We start from the raw sequence: 20,612 nt of genomic DNA, 5'->3' as shown, positions 1-20,612 counted from the left end.
TTATTCAATGACCTGAGGCACGATATATAATCCACCACTCACTTCCGGTGCGATTTTTTGTAATTTTTCTCTTTGGTTTGTTTCTGAGACCACATCATCACGAAGTCTTTGCGTGACTGATTGGGCATGGGACATAGGGGCAATATTAGTGGTATCCACCTTTTTCATGTCTTCTATCAGATTTAATATGCCGGATAATTTTTTAAGCGTTGCATCCGCCTCTTCTTCTGTAATTTTGATGCGTGCTAAATGAGCAATTTTTTTGATTTCGTCATGCGTAATCGACATACAAATAGAATTCCTGTTTTTCTAAATAAAAGCTGTTAATTTATTGATCAATATAATGTATTATACCCTGATTCTATTGACCTTTCTTGGATTTGAAGCGCCACTTTTTTTAAAGAAATTCTAACGACAATCATGCTTAAAAATTTATTTAGTTTTGATCAATTTATGGCCAATGATATTGCCATTGATTTAGGTACTGCCAACACCCTCATTTATATTCGTGGCAAAGGCATTGTGTTAGATGAGCCTTCTGTGGTGGCCATTCGTCATGAAGATGGTCCTAATGGGCCATACAGCAAAAAAGCGCTGCTTGCTGTCGGTATTGAGGCTAAAACGATGTTGGGTCGCTCTCCGCAAAATATTCAAGCGATTCGCCCTATGAAAGATGGTGTGATCGCCGACTTCAATATCACCGAAGATATGATTAAGTTTTTTATTGCAAAAGTTCACGACACAAGGTGGTTTGTGCCAAGTCCTCGTATTATTATTTGCGTTCCTTATGGTGCAACGCAAGTGGAGCGAAGAGCGATTCGTGAGTCTGCTGAAAGAGCAGGCGCTAAACAAGTATTTCTCATTGAAGAGCCCATGGCAGCTGCGATTGGTGCAGGCCTGCCGATCAGCGAAGCAACAGGATCAATGGTCATCGATGTAGGCGGGGGCACCACCGAAGTGGGTGTGATTTCTCTAGGCGGTATTGTTTACGCTAAATCAGAACGTGTGGGTGGCGATAAAATTGATCAAGCGATTATCGATTACTTAAGACGTAATTACGGCACATTGATTTCTGATCCGACAGCCGAAATGATTAAGAAAAAAATTGGCACCGCATTCCCAATGTCTGAAATTTTAGAACTCGAAGTAACCGGTAGAAATCTTGCTGAAGGACTTCCTCGTCGACTCAAAATTAACAGTAATGAAATTTTAGAAGCGCTTCAAGAACCTTTAAACGCTATTGTGAGCGCTGTGAAATCAGCACTCGAACAAACGCCGCCTGAATTAGGTGCTGATATTGCTGATAACGGTATGGTATTAACCGGTGGTGGTGCACTTTTAAGAAATCTCGATCGTTTACTTATGGAAGAAACAGGCATACCAGTGGTCACAGCCGATGATCCTCTGACCTGCGTTGCAAGAGGCTGTGGTAAAGCGCTCGAATCACTCGATCAATTTTCGACCGTATTTGCGCACGAATAATTTTTTTCTGCTTCATTAATAGTTAAGGCTTAATGATTAAATCTCATCAACATTCATCTAAGCTTTTTAATAAAGGCCCTTCACTTTTATCTAAATTATTACTACTCACCTTCATATCGATCGTATTGATGGGCGTCGATTTTCGTTTTCATTATTTAAAAGACATTAGACAATTCACCAATATATTTACCAAACCATTTCATGCAGTCTTAAACTTACCAAATGATATTTACGATTTCACAACGCAATACTTTGGCAATCAATCTCGCTTAATTCATGAAAATGAAGTGCTGAAGCTTGATATAGATCAATTAAAAGGTGATCTTCAACGTTTAGATTTTATAGATCAAGAAAATGATCGATTAAGAAATTTACTCGAAGTTAAAAATACCCAGAAATTTAAAACAGAAGCGGTCAGTATTATTTATTCCCGCTTTGATCCTTTCAATCAGAAAATTATTATTGATGGTGGTCAAAATAAAGATTTCCAACCTGGTCAACCAGTCATTGATGCATTAGGTCTTGTAGGACAAATCAGTAGCGTTTTTCCTGAAACGAGCGAGGTCACTCTCATCATTGATAAGAAAATGTCAGTGCCTATTCAAATACAAAGAAATGGTTTAAGAGCTATTACCAATGGTAATGGACAAAGTGAAACAGTCTCACTTTCTTATTTACCGAATAGTGTCGATGTGATGAAAGGCGATATTTTAAAAACATCAGGTATTGATACAATTTATCCGGAGGGCATTGCTGTCGCGGAAGTATTGGAGATTATCCATAATCCAAAACTACCTTTTGCAAAAATTATTTGTAAGCCAATCTCAGCGATTCGTAATCACAGTCATGTGCTTGTAGTCGCCCCCATCAACAAAGTCGCTAATAACGTAGCACCTATAAAAAATGATCAGAAAAAATAAATCACTGATTTTTTCTTTAATCGTCGCCGCGATCATGAATCTTATTCATATCAATATTTTTAATACTGATTTAACACCTGATTTTATTTTACTCGCACTTATCTTTTGGTTCTTTAAAAACCCAAATGCTGTATCCATTTCGTTATTTTGGTTCGTAGGTCTTGTGACGGATATTTTTATAGGGGATCTTTTGGGTCAATATGCATTGACTTATGCGTCTTGCTATTTCATTGCACAATATTCTATTAATAAAATCATGCTTAACAACAAATATCAGCAATTATTTTATATTTTCTTCATATTTTTAAGCGCTCAAATTATTATGCTGATGATTAATGTGATGCATGATCTTCAATATCCAGGTCTTAGTTACTTCATTCAAAGCATAATAGCCGCACTTATATGGTACCTATTAACTCAATCTAAATTTTTTAAATTAGAACGCTAAAGACTGAAGTGTAATCTTTAAGATGTCTTTTATAAAAAATAATCAAAACATTTATAAGTCGCGCTTCTTATTTAAGCGAAGGTTAGCGCTTCTCACAGGTTTAATATCCATTGCTTTTTTAGTGGTCATTGGACGTTTTTTTTACCTACAAATTTTTAAATACGATTTTTATAAAGGCTTATCTGAGAATAATCGTATCGCTGTCATTCCCAATGTGCCGAATCGAGGACTTATACTCGATCGAAACGGTATCATCTTGGCAGATAATTATTTTGTATATAGCCTAGAAGTCACACCTTCTAAAGTTACTAACCTTAATAAAACTATTGATAATCTAAAACCTATTGTTGAATTAAGTGTTAGCGATTTAAAACAATTTAAAAAAATTTTAAGAGAAAGCTCTTCATTAGATAGTATTCCCATCAAAACGCACTTGTCCGAAATTGATGCCGCAAGATTTGCTGCCAATAAATTACAATTTGAAGGTGTCGAAATTAAGTCTAGATTATTTAGACGCTATCCCAAAGGTTCATTTGCTTCACATCTTATTGGTCATATCAACCGTATTAATGAAGAAGATAAAGAGACTATTAAAAAATTAGGTTGGCAACAGAACTACAAAGGCACTGACTCCATAGGTAAATTAGGTATCGAAAAATACTACGAAGCAAGACTTCATGGCACGACTGGATTTCAAGAAGTTGAAATCGATGCCAATGGTAATTCAGTGCGTATTTTAAATAACACGCCGTCTATCGAAGGAGATGCTATTACATTATCTATCGATGCAAATTTACAAGACATTGCTGAAAATGCTTTCAATAAATATCGTGGCGCTCTGGTGGCAATCAATCCAAAAAATGGAGAGGTACTTGCTTTTGTCAGTCGCCCTAATTTCGATCCCAATCATTTTGTAGGTGGCATTGATCTTGATGAATGGAAACTACTTAATGAGTCGCTAGATAAACCCATGCTTAATCGCGCTATCAATGGTTTATATCCACCAGGGTCAACCATTAAACCTTTTGTTGCATTAGCAGCCTTAGAAAACGATATTCGTAAACCACCTTTTAATATTAAAGATCCTGGATTTTTTACACTTCCAAACTCAGGCCATACTTATAGAGACTGGAAGCCATTTGGGCATGGTACTGTCGATATTGTCATGGCAATTACAATTTCATGCGATACATTCTTTTATGGGCTGGGTATTGAATTAGGTATTAATAAATTATCTGAATTTTTATCTCAATTTGGTTTTGGAAAATTGACGCATATTGATATGTTTGGAGAGAATGCTGGATTACTTCCATCAACCGAATGGAAGCAAAAAAGGTTTAAACAACCTTGGTATCTCGGTGAAACCGTCATTACAAGTATTGGTCAAGGGTATACACTTGTCACGCCTATGCAATTAGGGCAAGCGGTCGCAACTCTCGCTAATGCTGGGCTCACTATTCAGCCAAGACTTATTCAATCAATTAAAAATAGTCAGACTGGCAAAATGGAGGTGTTTAAAAATAAAATGGTTCAAGAATTACATTTTAAACCTGAACATTTGGCTCTCGTCAAAGAGGGTATGATTAATGTGACACAGCCTGGAGGGACTGCTGCAAGTGTCGGTGCTGGAGCGCCTTATAAAATTGCTGCTAAAACAGGAACAGCTCAAGTGGTAGAGATGAAAGCGAATCAAAAATATAATCCTGATCGAATGAATGAAAGGCATCGTGACCATGCGCTTTTTATTGCTTACGCACCTGCAGATGACCCCACTATTGCAATTGCTTTGATTGTTGAAAATGGCGGCCATGGCGGATCAACCGCAGGCCCAATTGCAAGAAAATTAATGGATTATTATTTACTTAAAAAAGTATCTTCGAACAAAGAAGAAAATAAAGTAAGTTCTCTTGAATCTGAATATCACGATTAAAATAAGACCACTATGCTAGATCGTTTAACCTTGCGCTTCAAAAAAAATATTGATTCTATTTTGATGATCTTTATTAGCTCAGCTTTAGTCGTCGGTCTTTTTACGCTATATAGTGCCTCAGGGCGAAATATTATTTTAGTACTCAATCAACTACTCTATATTGGTTTTGGATTTACGTTACTTTGGATCACGGCAAGAATTCATCCTAAATATTATGAAAAACTAGCCCTGCCGATTTATATCATGGGTTTGTTATTGCTTTTTGCTGTCATGTTTGTGGGTCAATCGAGCCATGGCGCTAAACGCTGGTTAAATTTAGGTATTTTTAAAATGCAGCCTTCTGAGATTATGCGTATCGCAGTCCCCATTGCTATGGCCTGGTATCTTTCTAAGCGAGAAAATAATCGACATGCTATTGACTATTTTATTGCCTCTCTTTTTTTTATTTTGCCCGTCATCCTTATTATCAATCAGCCTGATTTAGGCACAGGGCTATTAATTACTGCATCAGGTTTTTATATTCTTTTTTTGGCTGGCCTAAATTGGAAATTCATTGTGGGGGGTGCTATCGGTCTTTTTTCTCTGGCACCTATCATTTGGACACATTTGCATGATTACCAAAAAAATAGGCTGCTCATTTTATTAGATCCAAGCCAAGATCCATTAGGTTCCGGATATCACACCATTCAATCTTCGATTGCCATGGGATCCGGAGGTCTTATTGGTAAAGGGTGGCTTAATGGTACACAAGGTCAACTTGAATTCTTACCCGAACGAACGACTGATTTTATTTTTGCGGTTTTTAGTGAGGAATTTGGTTTGTTAGGCAATCTTCTTCTCTTGGGACTTTTTGCATTCATTATTGGCCGAAGCCTCATGATTGCTTCTCAAGCAAAAAATACATTTACGAGGCTTCTGGCTGCTAATATTGGGCTTACTTTCTTTACTTACATTTTTATTAATATCGCTATGGTAAGTGGCATCATGCCCGTGGTGGGCGTGCCTTTACCGCTTATTAGTTTTGGTGGTACATCGATGACAATTATTTTAGTTAGCTTTGGTATATTAATGAGTGTGCATTCACATAAAGAGCTTGTGGGATCATCTTAATGATTAAAATTTTTTCCGTCCTCATTCTTATTTCCATACTTACAGGCTGTGCGAGTGCTCCCTCTTTCAAAAAAGAGACTGTAGCTGTCCCTTCAAAAAAAGGTGGTGGCTATTACCTCGACGATGGGCCAGGTGATAATCCGCCTGAAAATATTGATGCCATTCCTGATGCAACGCCTAAAGTTGAACCTTTTTATGCGCGTGCAAATCAACCCTATATTGCACTTGATAATAAATACACCCCTATGACTTCCTTCTTCCCTTACAAAGAGAAAGGTATCGCCTCTTGGTACGGCAAACGTTATCACGGCAAAAAAACATCCGTGGGCGAATACTATGATATGTATGGCATGACAGGTGCTCATACCACACTCCCCATACCTTGTTATGTCAGAGTCACTAATACTGAAAATGGTAAAAGTGTAATTGTGAGAATTAACGATCGAGGTCCATTCAAAAAAGATCGCGTCATTGATTTATCATATGCTGCAGCTTACAAATTAAGACTGTCTGATAAAGGAAGTGGTCCGGTAGAAGTAGAGCTTATTGATCCGAGACAATTTAGTGCTCTCAAAAAAACACCTGATATCATTAATGAAAAATTAAAAGAAAAAGAAGTAAGTACTTCACAAGTGAAATCAGCGGAAGCGGCAATAACTAATGAACCGCTTTATATTCAAGCCGGCGCCTTTAAAAATGAAAAAAATGCAGATCTTTTGTTAAAGCAGCTCGCAGAAATGAAATTGGAAAATACGCCGCCATTTAAAAAACAATTTTCAGAGGATTTATTTCATGTAGTTATCGGTCCTTTCAATTCGAAAGACGAGGCAAATAACATCGCCGATCTTATTAAATCAAAAATAAAAATTAGTATTTTTGTACTTGCTAAAGAAAACAATTAATTGACAGATCAAAATATATCGCCAGAGACACTGATTGAATTTCCATGTCACTTCCCTATTAAAGTCATGGGAGAAGTTCATGACGAATTTACATCCACTGTGATTGAAATCATCACGCAAAAAAATGAAAAATTCGATCCAAGCACAATCGAGATGAAGGGAAGTAGTGAAGGTCGCTATATCAGTCTGACTTGCTTTGTTTATGTCAAAAATAAACCTGAGCTAGATGATATCTATCGATCACTTTCATCACATCCAATGATCAAAGTCGTTCTTTAATTTTATGGCAATCTGCGTCAAATATCTTGGGCTCACGCCTTATGAATCCACATGGCATAAGATGAAAAATTTTACTTTCAAAAGAGATAGGTCCACTCAAGATGAAATATGGATTACAGAACATGATGCTATCTATACATTAGGTTTAAACCGTAAAGATTTTAAAGAGCCTTTAAGAAATGATATTCCAGTCCTTCATGTGGATCGCGGCGGAAAAATCACCTATCATGGCCGAGGCCAGCTCATTATTTATCCACTGATTGACCTTGAGCGTTATCATCTAACCATTAGATCTTTTGTAACATTAATTGAAAAAAGCATCGTTAATTTTTTATCTCTTCGCGACATCAAAGCCAGTGCTAAAATAGAAGCTCCTGGTGTATATATTGAGAATAAAAAAATTGCATCTCTAGGGTTGCGCATCAAAAACCATGCTTCATATCATGGTTTAAGCTTGAATATTGATATGGATTTAACTCCTTTTGAAGCGATTGATCCTTGTGGTTATAAAAATTTACAAATGACACAATTAAAAACATTTATCAATGATGTATCGATTGAAAATATCGGCTTAGAAATTGCGAATGATATTAAAGATCAATTACTCAATTTAAAGTCATGAAACCTCATACTCCAAAACCAATAGGTATTAAAGAAACTGATTTTGAGAAGACTTCTAAAATTCCTATCAAAATTATTGAAGCACCTATTAAAGCAAAACCGCATTGGATCAAAATGCAGCTCCCTCAAAGCCAGCGATTCAATGAAATTAAATCTATTTTAAGAAAAAATAATCTTCATAGCGTATGTGAAGAAGCAAGCTGCCCTAATATTGGTGAATGCTTTAGTCAGGGCACTGCGACATTTATGATCCTCGGTGACCTTTGTACAAGACGCTGTCCATTCTGTGATGTGGGTCATGGTAGGCCCTTGCCGCCAGATACAGAAGAGCCAAAAAAATTAGCTCAAACGATTCGAGAACTTAATTTGAAATATGTCGTGATTACAAGTGTCGATCGCGATGATTTACGTGATGGTGGTGCGCAGCATTTTGTCGATTGTATTAAAGAAATTCGTAACATTTCGCCCCATACTAAAATTGAAATTTTAGTGCCTGACTTTAGAGGCCGCCTTGATAAAGCCCTCGATATCTTAAGCTTGATGCCACCTGATGTGTTTAATCATAATCTTGAAACCATTCCAAGACTTTATAAAAAAGCACGTCCGGGATCGGACTATCAACATTCGCTTAATTTACTGCTTAATTTCAAATTAAAATTTCCAAACATACCAACAAAATCAGGTCTAATGTTAGGACTCGGTGAGACTAATCCTGAAATTATAGAAGTCATGAAGGACTTAAGAGTGCATAAAGTTGAAATGCTGACGCTTGGACAGTACTTACAGCCTAGCGTGCATCATCTTCCTGTAGATCGCTTCGTAGATCCAAAAGAATTTGATACTTTAAAAGACGAAGCGATCCGTATGTCATTTTCATCGGTCGCAAGTGCGCCCATGGTAAGAAGTAGCTACCATGCCGACCTTCAAGCTCATGAGGCACAGAACTAAATGGTTCCTCATTTAAAAACTGCACTCACAGGCCCGCTTCTTTCATTAGAAAAACATCTCATTCATGAAATGGCAAATATTGAACATTGGTTTCGAACACAATGGCTAGAACATGCAGCGCCTTTTTACGCATCTGTTGATTTAAGGAATGCAGGATTTAAATTAGCGCCCGTTGACACCAATCTTTTTCCAGGAGGATTTAACAATTTAAATCCAGATTTTTTATCGCTTTCTGTTCAGGCTGCAATGGTAGCAATTGAGAAAGTTTGCCCTGAAGCACATCGCCTCCTCATCATTCCTGAAAATCACACGCGCAATATTTATTACTTAAAAAATTTGTTTGAATTAAAAAATATATTGAGAAAATCGGGTTTAGATGTGCGCATTGGGAGTTTAGATGAAACCATTAAAGAACCCCTAACCATTCCCGTTGAAGATAATAAATCTTTACTTATTGAGCCTCTCAAACGTACTAAAAATAGATTAGTGCTTGAAAATAAAATACTCGGTAATTTTGATGCGTGTGCCATATTATTAAATAATGATTTATCTGCTGGCATTCCTGAAATATTAAAAAATCTTGAACAAAATTTAATTCCCCCTCTCCATGCAGGCTGGGCAACGCGCAGAAAATCTCAGCACTTTAAAGTTTATGATGCAGTTGTGAAATCATTTTCTGAATTTATTAAAGTAGACCCTTGGCTCATCAATCCTTATTTTGATCATGCGAGTCAAATTGATTTTCATGCAAGGCAAGGAGAAGATGAGCTTGCGAAAAAAGTAGATCAAATCTTAACGAAGATTCGGTTGAAATATAAGGAATATAAAATCGAACATGAGCCCTTTGTGATTGTGAAAGCAGATGCTGGCACCTATGGCATGGGTATCATGACAGTCAAGGATGGTGACGAATTAAGAAATTTAAATCGAAAATCACGCAATAAAATGTCTGTAGTCAAGGAAGGTCTTGAAGTATCAGAGGTAATTATTCAAGAAGGTGTTTATTCTGAAGAGTGTATTAATGAAGCAGTCGCCGAACCTGTGGTTTACATGATAGATCATTTTGTCATTGGTGGTTTTTACCGCGTGCATACCACTCGAGGTAAAGATGAGAACCTTAATGCGCCCGGTATGCATTTTGTACCTTTAGCCTTTGAAACTTCTTGTTCCACTCCTGAAATTGATGAATCACCGCTTTCAACGCCTAATCGATTCTATGCTTATGGCGTTATTGCAAGATTAGCACTGCTTGCAGCATCTATTGAACTTGAAACACATGACCCGATGAATCACTAAATGACGCCTATTCTTTTTATTATAGACCCCCCGCAATCACTTCAATTAAAGAAGGATTCAACCTTAGCTTTAATGAAGGAAGCGGTTAAACAAAATCATGAAGTTTATTTTTGTTTACAGCATGATCTATATATTGATGCCAACCAATTATTTTGTAGAACATATCGTTTTGAATTAGATGTTTTCCCCAAGCATGAAAAAACCTATGAAACGCATCCCGTTTCATTTTTTCATGCCCTTTTTATGAGGAAAGATCCGCCCGTCGATCAAGCTTATCTTCATACGACCTATTTATTAGATATAGCTGAAAAATCAAATGTGAAGGTATTCAATAAACCTTCCTCAATTAGAAGCTGGAATGAAAAAATATCGATACTTCAATTCGATACGCTCATCCCCAAAACATTAGTAACTGCTAATCCACAAATCGTGAAGCAATTTTTTAAAGATCATGGCGACATCATTTTAAAACCCCTTGATGGCATGGGCGGTAAAAATATTTTTCGTGTCAGTGAATTTGAAAAAAACCTAAATGTCATTTTAGAAATTATGACTAATCATGGACATCAAATGATCATGGCACAGCAATATATCCCAGAAATTAAATTAGGCGATAAGCGAATTGTCATTATCGAAGGCAAGCCTTTTCCCTATGCGTTAGCTCGCATTCCTATGGAAGGAGAAACACGTGGTAACCTCGCCTCGGGCGGTCAAGGTGTTGCGCAACCGCTTTCAAAAAGGGATATAGAGATAGCCACGATCGTAGGTAAAAAACTATTAAGTGAGGGCCTTCATTTCGTTGGAATTGATGTGATTGGAGATTATCTAACAGAAATTAATGTCACAAGCCCGACTGGTATCGTTGAACTTTTTGAACAAACAAAACAGAACCCTGCAGAACTTATTATCAATGCGCTTCATTAAGTTTTTCTTTATTGTCTTTACCCTATGTTTTCTTCAATCTTGCTCCCAAACATCTTTATACCAATCTAAGCATTATGTATTTGGCACTATCGTAGATATTTCTATTTATGGAGAGAGTGATAAAAAAGCCGAAGAAGCAACACAAGCCGTTCTTAAAGAATTTACAAGGCTTCATAACTCGCTTCATGCATGGAAAAAAAGTGATCTAACCGATCTTAATGAATCGATAGCTAAAAATAAGTCCTATAGAAATGCCTCAGCAGAACTGATTGAAATCATAAAAGAGGTTAAGCTCTTGGAACATGCTTCTGGTCATCTATTCAATCCAGCGATTGGGGAACTCATCGATTACTGGGGATTTCATCAGGATGAATTTAATCCTATACATCCTGATCAATCTAAAATTAAAATTCTTGTTGAAAGGAATCCATCTCTAGATCAAGTCCGCATTTCAGGTTCCACAATTAGCAGTACTAACCCTCACGTTAAGATTGATCTTGGTGGATATGCAAAAGGATATGCGCTGGATCGAGCAAGCAAAATCCTTCGTGACTATCATATTAAAAATGCACTCATTAATATTGGTGGGAATATTATCGCTATCGGCCAACATGGAAATAAACCTTGGCATGTAGGCATACAAGATCCGAGAGGCTCACAGGCGATTGCTAAACTTGACTTACTTGATGGGTGGGCGATTGGTACATCAGGCGATTACCAACGGTATTTCATGAATGATGGGGTTCGTTATTGTCATGTCATCCATCCTTTCACAGGATTTCCAGTGCAAGATGTTTATTCTGTGACAGTCCTCATAGAACCTGCTCAAAATGCAGGTGCTTTATCTGACGTATTATCTAAACCACTTTTTATTGGAAAAAGAGAAGATCGACGAGCTATTGCAGAAAAACTTAATATTCGTCATTACCTCATCATTGAAGATAAGGTTATATCTGCGACTCAAACAATGGCAGATAGAATTCAATTTTTAGATGTTCCCTCTCAGAAAAAAAATCACCTTGAAATTACGCGCTAAATTTTTTATAGGTGACAGTCTTATTATTTTAATAAGTCTTATCTTTATTGTGTTTGCTTTCAAAACTTTTTGGCATTTTGAAACTGGCAGTGTGGTGCAGGTAAATTTTCAAGGGAAAACTTATGGAAACTTTAGTCTATTTCAAGACAAAAAAATTAGTCTTATAGGTAAAGAGGGTGAAAGTATTATTGAAATTAAAGAAGGGCGAGCTCGTTTTAAATCTGCGCCATGTAAAAATCAATATTGTGTACAACAGGGTTGGATTCATTTGACAGGACAAATGCTGATTTGCATTCCCAACGAGGTCAGCATTGAAATATTAGGCAAATCGAAAGCTTATGACTCGCTCAATTATTAAAATTAAAACGACTTTACTTGATCATCAAATTGCACAATTAAGTGCGATTGCAATAGGCCTTAGCCTCATTGAATCAATATTGCCATCACCTATGCCCGGTGTAAAGCCAGGCATTGCTAACATCATCACACTGTATGCCATTTATCACTTTAATTTTAAAACAGCGATGTGGGTGAGTGTCTTAAGAGTTTTTGCAACAAGCCTCATATTGGGGCAATTTCTTGGTCCTGCATTTATGTTGAGTTTAATCGGGTCAATGTTAAGCCTCTTAACTTTATATTTTGCGATTAAATTACCATCTAAATTTTTTAGCCCTATAGGTCTTTCAGTCCTTTCTTCTTTCGCACATATTACAGGTCAACTTTTTCTTGTTCGCATATGGTTGATTCCTCACGTCAGTATCTATTATTTGGTTCCTATTTATAGTGCAGCAGCGCTTTTATTTGGACTCATTAATGGATGGATTACATACCGCTTACTTAAGCACCACAATTCCATATAACACATCAAGATAATGCTAAAATAACTCTAATCAAAAAAGGTATAGACATCATGAAAAAATATCTATGTATTTATATAAGCGCTTTCTTACTTTTAAACCTTGTAGGTTGTGGCACCAAAGGCCCTTTATATATTCCTGAGCAAAAATATCCACAAGACACTGCACCAACTGAGACAAAATAAATAATGGCTCAAACGTCATTCATTCATGCTAATCAAGGCATCCTTTTTGCAGAAGATGTTTCGCTTGAAACGATTGCAAATCAATTTGGCACACCTACTTACATTTATTCAAAAAATACACTGATTCAAGCTTTTGAGTCTTTTCAAAAAGGGCTTCTTAAAACCAATCATTTGATATGTTTTGCGGTGAAAGCTAATTCTAATATTGCAATTCTCAATCTTTTTGCAAGCTTAGGCGCTGGATTTGATATCGTGTCAGGTGGTGAACTTGAGCGTGTCTTATATGCTGGTGGCGATCCGCAAAAAATTGTATTTTCAGGAGTAGGTAAAACAGTATCTGAAATTGAAGCCGCTTTAAAAGCAAATATCTTATGTTTTAATGTGGAATCTCGAAGTGAGCTTCTTCGCATTGAAGCAGTGGCAAGCAAAATAAATGTCAAAGCACCTATCTCTATTCGAGTGAATCCGGATGTCGATGCTAAAACCCATCCCTATATTTCAACAGGATTGAAAGACAATAAATTTGGTGTCGATTTTAATCAGGCATTAGCACTCTATCTTGAAGCAAAAGGTATGAGCTATATTGAAATCAAAGGCATCGATTGCCATATTGGCTCACAAATTACGGAATTGAAGCCTTTTGTGGACGCATTAGATCGTGTTTTATCACTCGTAGATCAACTCAAAAAAAATAATATTCATTTAAGTCATGTTGATATTGGGGGTGGCATCGGTATTTGTTATCAAGATGAATCACCCCCAGATTTTGACATCTATACCAAAGCAATCTTAAATAAAATTCAAAATCTTGATGTCAAAATTATTTTTGAACCTGGTCGAGCGCTTGTAGGCAATGCTGGAGTTCTTTTATCTAAAGTCGAATATTTAAAACAAAATGATATAAAACATTTTGCCATTATCGATGCAGCGATGAATGATCTGATGCGACCTACTTTATATGATGCTTATCACGAAATAAAAATAGTGCGGGAGCAAGATACTAAACTTCAATCATTCGATGTTGTAGGTCCTGTGTGTGAGAGTGGTGACTTTATTGCAAAAAATCGATCATTAAAATTAAAAGAAAATGATCTTGTTTGTATTATGTCAACGGGGGCTTATGGCATGAGCATGAGCTCAAATTACAACTCTCGCGGACGCGCTGCGGAAGTGATGGTTGATCGTGATAAGATTTTTGAAATTAGAGCACGTGAAAAATCGAGCGATCTATTTAAGCTCGAAAAGAAAATCCCGCTTTAATCAAAAATAACAGTTTTATTTGCGTAAATGAGAATACGATTCTCAATATGCCAACGCACGGCTTTAGATAAAACGATACGTTCTAAATCTCTGCCTTTTTGAATGAGATCTTCAACTTGATCGCGATGGGAGATGCGATCAATATCTTGCTCGATGATAGGGCCTTCATCTAAAACTTCAGTCACATAGTGACTTGTAGCCCCAATCAACTTAACACCTCGCTCAAAAGCACGATGATAAGGTCTTGCGCCAATAAAGGCGGGCAAGAAGGAATGATGAATATTAATGACGCGCTGTGGATAACGCTTAACAAAATCCTCGCTTAAAATTTGCATGTAACGAGCGAGCACAATGAAATCAACTTGATACTTATCAAACAATGCAAATTGCTTTGCTTCAGCTTCTTTCTTTTTATCTTTTTCAACAGGGATATGAAAAAAAGGAATCCCATAAAATTCAGCGAGTTTTTGTGTATCTAAATGATTACTGATAATGAGTGGGATATCGCATATAAGCTCGCTATTCTTATAGCGGTGCAGTAAATCTGCTAAACAATGATCATATTGCGACACCATAATCGCCATACGAGGCTTATCTTTGGAAAGCTTTAATTCCCATGTCATCTTATAAGTTTTAGCGATGCTCTCAAAAGCTTTTGCAAAAGAAGCTTCATCTAATGAAAAATCTTTTAGGTCCCATTCGACACGCATAAGAAAGAGGCTATTTTCAGCATCTTGGTGTTGATCAGCATGCAAAATATTTGCATTATGTTGATATAAAAAATCTGCGATAGCAGCCACAATACCTTTGGTATCAGGGCATGTAATTAATAAAGTCGCTGTATTTTTCATAAGATTAAATATCCATCTTGAATAAAACGAATTATACATGGACAATCAGGAATAAAATAATAAGTCATCACTACCAAAAGCCCTAAAATACAATCTATGGCAGATAAAATTAATATCCTTTTAGCTAATCCCCGCGGATTTTGCGCAGGCGTTGATCGCGCAATTCAGATTGTCGAAGAAGCCTTAGCTCAATATGGAAAACCTATTTATGTGCGGCACGAAGTCGTTCATAACCAATACGTCATCAACGATTTAAAAACAAAAGGTGCCATTTTTATTGAAGACCTCAATGACGTACCTAAAGGTGCCCATGTCATTTTTAGTGCGCATGGTATTTCAAAAGCTATTCGTGAAGAAGCCAAATCACGCCAACTCATTCCCATTGATGCCACTTGTCCTTTGGTGACTAAAGTTCATGTCGAAGTGAACAAAATGCTTAGTCAAGACATGGATATTATTATGATTGGGCATCAAGGCCATCCAGAAGTAGAGGGGACCATGGGTCAAATTGAAGAACATCAGGCCCACCGTAAAATGTACCTCATCGAAACGATTGAAGATGTTAAACGCTTAATTGTCGACCATCCAGATAAAGTAGCCTATGTCACGCAAACCACGCTTTCGATCGATGATACAAAAACAATCATTGAGGCATTAAAAACAAAATACCCGAATATCCAAGGTCCTAAAAGTGATGATATTTGTTATGCCACACAAAATAGACAAGATGCGGTTAAAGCAATGAGTGGCCAATGCGATCTCATTATCATTGTGGGCTCTCACAACAGTTCGAATTCAAATCGTCTTAAGGAGCTAGCCTCTAGAGAAGGTGTTGAAGCTTATATGATTGATCATGAAGATGCACTTCAATCCTCTTGGCTACTTAGTAAGAAAAATATTGGTATTTCAGCAGGAGCCTCAGCGCCTGAGATTAGCGTTAAAAATATTGTAAATAAAATTGAATCTCTTACAAAAGCAAATATCACTGAGCTTCCAGGTGTTGAAGAAAGTATTGTTTTTAGATTGCCTAAGATTTAAATATGGCATTTAAAAAACCTGTTTCCTCTCTTGTATTAATTTATACTGAAGATTTTAAAGTGCTACTTATGGAGCGTGCTGATAAGAAAGGTTTCTGGCAATCTGTCACGGGCAGTCTAGAAGAAAATGAAACACCAAGAGATGCTGCGATAAGAGAAGTATTTGAAGAAACGGGTATTGATTCAACGCAATATCATCTTGAAGACTGGGCACTTTCCCACGTATACGAAATCTATGCACACTGGCGATATCGTTATGCGCCTGATATTACTCACAATACAGAACATATTTTTGCTCTTAAAGTGCCGACTTCGATACATATTCAATTATCAGCAGATGAACATGTCCAATATCTATGGGTAAATTGGCGTGATGCCATGGATAAAGTTTTTTCTTGGACTAATGTAGAAGCTATTAAAAAATTAGCCGAAATTCACCAACTAAAACTGTAAAATAGAAGTTCTATGCAAGTTGCTCAAATCAAATTTAATGCGTTTGAATCTATCAGCGATGAAGATTGCCAACAAAGAATTATTGCGGCCAAAAATAAGCTTGGTAAAAATTTAGTTATCTTAGGTCATCATTATCAACATGAATCTGTTTATCGACACGCAGATTACACAGGTGACTCTCTTAAGCTTTCAAGAATAGTAGAGTCTCTTGATGCTAAATATATTGTATTTTTAGGTGTGCACTTTATGGCTGAAGTCGCAAATATTCTATCAAGACCTGATCAAATTACAGTTCTTCCAGATCTAGCCGCAGGATGCTCAATGGCTGATATGGCTAATTTAAGCAAGGTAGAAAGAAGTTATAAAGAACTTTCAAAAATACTTTCATTTGATGAAGTCGTCACTCCCGTCACTTATATTAATTCTGCCGCTGACCTTAAAGCTTTTTGTGGTGAGCATGGCGGCATAGTCTGTACTTCAACGAATGCAACAAAAATTATTGAATGGTCATTTAAGCAGCGTGAAAAAGTCTTATTTTTCCCCGACCAAAATCTAGGTCGTTGGAGTGGTCATAAAATGGGTATTTCTTTAGATGAAATGCCTGTATGGGACCCTGATCTTCCGCTTGGAGGCCTCACTGAAACACAAATTAAAAAAGCTAAGATCTTTTTGTGGAAAGGTCATTGCGCTGTACATCAAATGTTTCGTCTTCAAAATATTGAACGTTTTAGAGAAGAACATCCCGATGGTAAAGTGATTTCTCATCCCGAATGCCCTTTTGAAGTTTGCTCTCATTCAGATTATGTAGGCTCCACTGAATATATTTTAAAAACAATTACCGATGCCCCTCAAGGGACTAAATGGCTTGTAGGTACTGAGCTTAATTTAGTGAATCGTCTTGCCAATCAAATGAAGTCAGAAGGTAAGCTTGTACAATTTATGTCGCATGTGATTTGTGAATGCTCAACGATGGCTCGTATCGACCCTCAACATCTTGCATGGTGTCTAGAAAATATTATCAATGAAAAACCAGTCAATATTATTAGAGTGCCTGATGATGAAGCAAAATTAGCTAAACTCACTCTTGATCGTATGTTAATGGTGTCATAGATTATGTCATGTGCGATTTGTGATAGTTGCGAAGGAGAAATTATCTGGAGTGATAACACACTTCGCGTAGTTCTTTTAGATCATTTAGATTACAAAGGTTATTGTCGTGTTGAATTGATTAGTCATCAAAAAGAAATGACTGACTTAGATGAAGCACTTCAATTTAATGTTATGCGTTGTGTATTTAAAGTTGAAGCGATTTTAAGAAGAATTTTTAACCCTGATAAAATTAACTTGGCAAGCTTGGGCAATAAAACACCACATATTCACTGGCATATCATTCCTCGCTTTAAGGAAGATGCACATTTTCCAAACTCACATTGGGGAGAAAAAGTAAGGCAAGGTTTACGTCAGACTCTATCAGCACAAGAAAAAAAAGAGCTGATTACGCTGCTTAATCAATCTTTAAGCTAATAAACGCGTAACAATTTTTCCACGTTGAATGTGGCTTTCGATAATTTCATCGATATCTTGTTCATCTATAAAGTTATACCAAGTGGCTTCCGGATAAATGACTAACAAGGGCCCTTCACCGCAACGATCAAAGCACCCAGCGCGATTGATTCTTGCTTTAGATTCACCATTCAAATTAAGTGATTTAATTTTTGATTTCATATACATAAACATCGCTTCGCTTCCTTTATCCGTGCAGCACGCCTCGCCATCATCGCGCTGATTTAAACAAAAGAAAATATGATGTTTGTAATAATTCATTTATTGGGATGACAAATGCTCGTCTTTAGTAAAAGTCCAGGTTCTTGTAATACTTAGTATATCTACTTCTTTTCTAATGTCTTCAGGGAAGGGTGCGTAAGGTGCACCTAATTCCACAATTTTTTTAGCAGCTTCATCTAGTATTTTAAATCCTGAGCTCTGATTAATTTCAATATTATCGATTCGTCCATCAGGCTTAAGTGATACGGTCATTCTCAATTGACCTGAAAATTTCTTTTCACGCGCTTCCTCAGGGTAATTCATATTACCTAAAGTTTCCACTTTTTGTCTCCATGCTTCTGCATAAAGCGCATATTTATATTCTTTGGTGCGTGCACCAATATATTTTCGTCTAGGCTGTTTTTCAAAATTAGAAGGTTGATTAGATAAGGCAGCATCTGATGCACTTATTTCACTAGCACTCGCTAAAATATCTTCTTTGCTAATCGATTTATTAATGACGCTTGATTCTTTTGGTTGTTGAACTGCTTTTGGCTCATTTAAAATTGGCGCTTCTTTTTTTACAGTTTTTTCTTGTGAAGAACTTGAGGCTTTTCCAGCTACATTCTGATCATTACGATTGTTCAGTTGAAATGTATTCTTATTTTCAGTGATGATAGGTAGCGGTGACTTTTTATGGACATCTTTTTCTATATTGCCCCCTTTATTAGAGTTACTTTGTGCTAAAACTTCTGCATCCTCTTGCTTATTGTCTTTAGAGTTTGTTAAAACCACTTCAATCGCTGAAAACTTATTTTGAAAAGGTTTTAAGGGCTTAAAGTGTATGAGCTGTATAGCCAAAAAATGTAGAGCAAAAGATAGAAGAATAGAAAGCTTAAGAATATTATTCTTGTATAAAATCTCATCTCTCGGCATGACCTAAACTATTCCATTAAGTAGAGTTTGATGAATACCATTAAAGCTTCCATTACTCATCACAAGAATATGATCGCCTGATTTTGCCTCTTTTAAAATAGCTTCAACAAAATTTTTCATATCGAGGCCTATAAATGATTTGTTTTTGATTGGTGCTAATGCTTCCTCGGCATTCCATGTTAATTTTTCACCATAGCAAAATACTTGATCTGCATCTTTTAGGCTCTCGGGAAGCGCACTCTTCATGGTACCTAATTTCATCGTATTAGATCTTGGCTCTAAAACTGCAATGATTCTTGCTTTGCCAACTTTTGCTCGCAGGCCTCCAAGGGTTGTGGATATGGCTGCTGGATGATGCGCGAAATCATCATAAATCGTGATGCCGTTTTTTTCGCCAATACATTCCATTCTACGTTTTACATTTTTGAATGTTTGTAACGCTTCTAATGCATTTTCTAGCGTCACGCCTACGTGATGAGATGCTGCAATCGCAGCCAATGCATTCATACGGTTATGATGACCTAGGAGATCCCAAGATAAAGTACCCACCAATTTATTCTGATTTAAAACTTCAAATGATTGGTCTTGATTCACTTTACCAATCGACAAACCTTGCTGACTCCCAATATAAAATTTTTCCGACCAGCAGCCTCTTTCAATTACTCTTTTCAAGCTTTCCTCTTCATCGTTAATAATGATACGTCCAATGCCAGGTATCATGCGAACCATATGATGAAATTGAGTTTCAATCGCATGAAGGTCTGGGAATATGTCTGCATGATCATATTCAAGATTATTTAATATAGCCGTCTTGGGGTGGTAATGAACAAACTTAGATCGCTTATCAAAAAAAGCTGTGTCATATTCATCTGCTTCGATCACAAAAAAAGGTGAAGCTTCATTCGATTTATTTTTTTGTGGCAGACGCGCTGAGGCATTAAAATTAAGTGGTACGCCACCAATCAGAAAACCAGGCGCGTAGCCAGTAAATTCTAAAATCCAAGCAAGCATCGATGTTGTAGTTGTTTTGCCATGCGTACCAGCAACCGCGAGTACCCATTTATCTTTTAAAATTGCTTCATAAAGCCATTGGGGTCCTGAAATATAGGGCAGCCCTTGATTCATAATCTCTTCCATCAAAGGATTGCCGCGAGATACTACATTACCAATCACATAAAGGTCAGGCTTTAATTCAGTTTGTTTTTTATCAAATCCTTCGATGAGTTCAATACCAATGCTTTCTAGCTGAGCACTCATTGGCGGATAGACGTTAGTATCACAACCGGTGACTTTATAACCGGATGCCTTGGCAAGGGAAGCCAAACCTCCCATAAATGTTCCGCAAATGCCTAGGATATGAATATGCATGTTTA

The 20,612-nt window shown here is 36.8% G+C and carries 25 protein-coding genes; 20 read left to right on the top strand and 5 right to left on the bottom strand.

Annotated features, from left to right (window positions below):
• Positions 1-288, bottom strand: coding sequence for an Asp-tRNA(Asn)/Glu-tRNA(Gln) amidotransferase subunit GatC (gene gatC, locus FIT61_RS00690; protein ID WP_139882581.1), 288 nt, complete (start codon positions 286-288; stop codon positions 1-3).
• A gap of 132 nt (positions 289-420) precedes the next feature.
• Between gatC and FIT61_RS00685 the strand changes: the two genes are divergently transcribed.
• Genes FIT61_RS00685 through lysA form a run of 16 tightly spaced genes read left to right on the top strand, consistent with a single transcriptional unit; the run spans position 421 to position 14,198 of the window.
• Positions 421-1,482 (top strand): rod shape-determining protein, encoded by a 1,062-nt coding sequence (locus FIT61_RS00685; protein WP_139872917.1) that lies wholly within the window; start codon positions 421-423, stop codon positions 1,480-1,482.
• Between the two features lie 32 nt (positions 1,483-1,514).
• Entirely contained in the window at positions 1,515-2,402 is an 888-nt protein-coding gene (mreC, locus tag FIT61_RS00680; protein WP_139882579.1) for a rod shape-determining protein MreC, read from the top strand.
• Complete coding sequence (gene mreD, locus FIT61_RS00675) at positions 2,386-2,850, top strand: rod shape-determining protein MreD (RefSeq protein WP_139882578.1); 465 nt, start codon at positions 2,386-2,388, stop codon at positions 2,848-2,850. The genes mreC and mreD overlap by 17 nt, the downstream gene beginning before the upstream one ends.
• A gap of 22 nt (positions 2,851-2,872) precedes the next feature.
• Positions 2,873-4,780 (top strand): penicillin-binding protein 2, encoded by a 1,908-nt coding sequence (gene mrdA, locus FIT61_RS00670; protein WP_139882576.1) that lies wholly within the window; start codon positions 2,873-2,875, stop codon positions 4,778-4,780.
• Positions 4,781-4,792: 12 nt separating this feature from the next.
• Positions 4,793-5,890, top strand: coding sequence for a rod shape-determining protein RodA (gene rodA / locus FIT61_RS00665; RefSeq protein ID WP_139882574.1), 1,098 nt, complete (start codon positions 4,793-4,795; stop codon positions 5,888-5,890).
• The gene (locus FIT61_RS00660; protein ID WP_187351808.1) at positions 5,890-6,792 is read left to right on the top strand and encodes a septal ring lytic transglycosylase RlpA family protein; all 903 of its coding nucleotides are present in this window, start codon (positions 5,890-5,892) and stop codon (positions 6,790-6,792) included. Before rodA ends, FIT61_RS00660 begins: the two co-directional genes overlap by 1 nt.
• Entirely contained in the window at positions 6,793-7,071 is a 279-nt protein-coding gene (locus FIT61_RS06750) for an HP0495 family protein (RefSeq protein ID WP_187351807.1), read from the top strand.
• Between the two features lie 4 nt (positions 7,072-7,075).
• Positions 7,076-7,693 carry a lipoyl(octanoyl) transferase LipB gene (gene lipB / locus FIT61_RS00655; protein ID WP_139872912.1) on the top strand — a complete coding sequence of 206 codons (618 nt, stop codon included), beginning with the start codon at positions 7,076-7,078 and terminating at the stop codon, positions 7,691-7,693.
• Positions 7,690-8,640: a lipoyl synthase gene (gene lipA, locus FIT61_RS00650; RefSeq protein WP_139872911.1), complete on the top strand. Its 951-nt coding sequence runs from the start codon at positions 7,690-7,692 to the stop codon at positions 8,638-8,640. The genes lipB and lipA overlap by 4 nt, the downstream gene beginning before the upstream one ends.
• Positions 8,641-9,936 (top strand): glutamate--cysteine ligase, encoded by a 1,296-nt coding sequence (gene gshA, locus FIT61_RS00645; protein WP_139882572.1) that lies wholly within the window; start codon positions 8,641-8,643, stop codon positions 9,934-9,936.
• A complete protein-coding gene (gene gshB, locus FIT61_RS00640; protein WP_139882570.1) occupies positions 9,937-10,860 on the top strand; it encodes a glutathione synthase in 924 nt (307 codons plus the stop codon).
• On the top strand, positions 10,847-11,896 hold the full coding sequence (locus tag FIT61_RS00635; RefSeq protein WP_139882568.1) for an FAD:protein FMN transferase: 1,050 nt from the start codon (positions 10,847-10,849) through the stop codon (positions 11,894-11,896). The genes gshB and FIT61_RS00635 overlap by 14 nt, the downstream gene beginning before the upstream one ends.
• Entirely contained in the window at positions 11,880-12,254 is a 375-nt protein-coding gene (locus FIT61_RS00630; RefSeq protein ID WP_187351806.1) for a NusG domain II-containing protein, read from the top strand. The genes FIT61_RS00635 and FIT61_RS00630 overlap by 17 nt, the downstream gene beginning before the upstream one ends.
• The gene (locus tag FIT61_RS00625) at positions 12,235-12,756 is read left to right on the top strand and encodes a Gx transporter family protein (protein WP_139882566.1); all 522 of its coding nucleotides are present in this window, start codon (positions 12,235-12,237) and stop codon (positions 12,754-12,756) included. Before FIT61_RS00630 ends, FIT61_RS00625 begins: the two co-directional genes overlap by 20 nt.
• Positions 12,757-12,806: 50 nt before the next feature.
• Positions 12,807-12,938, top strand: a complete 132-nt coding sequence (lptM, locus tag FIT61_RS00620; RefSeq protein WP_139872906.1) for an LPS translocon maturation chaperone LptM — start codon at positions 12,807-12,809, stop codon at positions 12,936-12,938.
• Between the two features lie 3 nt (positions 12,939-12,941).
• Complete coding sequence (lysA, locus tag FIT61_RS00615; RefSeq protein ID WP_139882564.1) at positions 12,942-14,198, top strand: diaminopimelate decarboxylase; 1,257 nt, start codon at positions 12,942-12,944, stop codon at positions 14,196-14,198.
• On the opposite strand, the gene purU is transcribed toward lysA, so the two are convergent.
• Complete coding sequence (gene purU, locus FIT61_RS00610; protein ID WP_139872904.1) at positions 14,195-15,049, bottom strand: formyltetrahydrofolate deformylase; 855 nt, start codon at positions 15,047-15,049, stop codon at positions 14,195-14,197. The two genes, lysA and purU, sit on opposite strands and share 4 nt — an antisense overlap.
• 96 nt (positions 15,050-15,145) lie before the next feature.
• Between purU and ispH the strand changes: the two genes are divergently transcribed.
• Genes ispH through FIT61_RS00590 form a run of 4 tightly spaced genes read left to right on the top strand, consistent with a single transcriptional unit; the run spans position 15,146 to position 18,063 of the window.
• Complete coding sequence (ispH, locus tag FIT61_RS00605; RefSeq protein ID WP_139882562.1) at positions 15,146-16,087, top strand: 4-hydroxy-3-methylbut-2-enyl diphosphate reductase; 942 nt, start codon at positions 15,146-15,148, stop codon at positions 16,085-16,087.
• A gap of 2 nt (positions 16,088-16,089) precedes the next feature.
• Positions 16,090-16,539, top strand: coding sequence for a dihydroneopterin triphosphate diphosphatase (gene nudB / locus FIT61_RS00600; RefSeq protein ID WP_139872902.1), 450 nt, complete (start codon positions 16,090-16,092; stop codon positions 16,537-16,539).
• A gap of 12 nt (positions 16,540-16,551) precedes the next feature.
• The gene (nadA, locus tag FIT61_RS00595) at positions 16,552-17,649 is read left to right on the top strand and encodes a quinolinate synthase NadA (RefSeq protein ID WP_139882560.1); all 1,098 of its coding nucleotides are present in this window, start codon (positions 16,552-16,554) and stop codon (positions 17,647-17,649) included.
• A gap of 3 nt (positions 17,650-17,652) precedes the next feature.
• Entirely contained in the window at positions 17,653-18,063 is a 411-nt protein-coding gene (locus tag FIT61_RS00590; RefSeq protein ID WP_139882558.1) for an HIT family protein, read from the top strand.
• Here the strand turns inward: FIT61_RS00590 and FIT61_RS00585 are convergent.
• From FIT61_RS00585 to mpl, 3 genes are read right to left on the bottom strand one after another with little or no spacing between them, the layout of a single operon-like run.
• The gene (locus tag FIT61_RS00585; protein ID WP_139872899.1) at positions 18,055-18,363 is read right to left on the bottom strand and encodes a (2Fe-2S) ferredoxin domain-containing protein; all 309 of its coding nucleotides are present in this window, start codon (positions 18,361-18,363) and stop codon (positions 18,055-18,057) included. The genes FIT61_RS00590 and FIT61_RS00585 overlap by 9 nt on opposite strands.
• Complete coding sequence (locus tag FIT61_RS00580; protein ID WP_139872898.1) at positions 18,364-19,239, bottom strand: energy transducer TonB; 876 nt, start codon at positions 19,237-19,239, stop codon at positions 18,364-18,366.
• Positions 19,240-19,242: 3 nt separating this feature from the next.
• On the bottom strand, positions 19,243-20,607 hold the full coding sequence (mpl, locus tag FIT61_RS00575) for a UDP-N-acetylmuramate:L-alanyl-gamma-D-glutamyl-meso-diaminopimelate ligase (RefSeq protein ID WP_139882556.1): 1,365 nt from the start codon (positions 20,605-20,607) through the stop codon (positions 19,243-19,245).
• Positions 20,608-20,612 lie beyond the last annotated feature (5 nt).

The sequence above is a fragment of the Candidatus Methylopumilus rimovensis genome (assembly GCF_006364615.1).
GTDB lineage: Bacteria > Pseudomonadota > Gammaproteobacteria > Burkholderiales > Methylophilaceae > Methylopumilus > Methylopumilus rimovensis.
This window is presented reverse-complemented; position numbering and strand designations above follow the sequence as displayed.